Source organism: Serratia sp. CY44782 (genome assembly GCF_052168715.1).
Classification (GTDB): domain Bacteria; phylum Pseudomonadota; class Gammaproteobacteria; order Enterobacterales; family Enterobacteriaceae; genus Serratia; species Serratia nevei.
In genome coordinates, this window is sequence record NZ_JBJNME010000036.1 from 1 (window position 1) to 893 (window position 893).

General features: G+C 70.1%; 1 protein-coding gene. It reads right to left on the minus strand.

Annotated elements, in window-relative coordinates; translation table 11 throughout:
* Positions 1–893 (minus strand): polyketide synthase family protein (locus tag ACJ8HT_RS24115; RefSeq protein WP_442520149.1); only part of this gene is annotated, 893 nt, incomplete at both ends.

Consider the following 893-nt stretch of genomic DNA (forward strand, 5'->3'; position numbering starts at 1 on the left):
TCGCCAAAGCCCACGCCGTGCTGCGCCAGCGTCTCGTACAGCGCATCGATATCCGCCGCCGCGCTGCGCAGGCGGAACGCCGCCACATCCGGCGGGCTGTAGCCCCCGTCGCCCTCGGTCAGCACCTGGCTGCGACGGCTGCCGGCATACTGCTCGCCGCCGCCGTTTTCGATCACCCATTGCTCGCCGTCGGCGAGGCAACGCACCACGTCACCCTCGCGAACCACCAGTGGCTGGGTCATGGTGATATCACGCACCTCCACGCCGGTCGCCGGCAGGGCGCCCCGGTACTGCAGCAAGGCGGCGCCGGCGATCATCGTGATGTGACTGGCGGCCGGCACCAGCACCTGACCGCCGATGCGATGATCCCGCCACAGGGAAGCCAGCTCGGCGTTCAGCGTGGCGGCAAAGCCGCCCGCGTCGCCGCGGCTGAGCAGCGGGTTGGGCAGACGGCGCCACGGCAGGAAGTGGGGAGTATAGCGGGCGCGCGGGTACGTATCGCCCGATGGCCGTTCGTAGGACTCCAGCACCACGTGCGCATTGGTGCCGCCGAAGCCGAACGAGGAGACCCCGGCGACCAGCGGACCCTTGCCGCCGAGCGGCACCGGCTCGGCGGAGATGATGGCGTCGAAGCCGTCCAGATCGATGTTCGGGTTCAGCGTGCGGAAGTGCACGTTGCCCGGCGCCTGGCGGTGGCGCAACACTTCCACCGCCTTGATCAGGCCGACGACCCCGGCGGCCCCTTCCAGGTGGCCGATGTTGGTCTTCACCGCCCCCAGCACCACCGGCTTGCTGCGGTGGCGGCCCAGCACGTTCTTCAGGGCGCCCACCTCGATCGGATCGCCCAACGGCGTGCCGGTGCCATGGCATTCGATGTAGTCCACGTCCTGGCC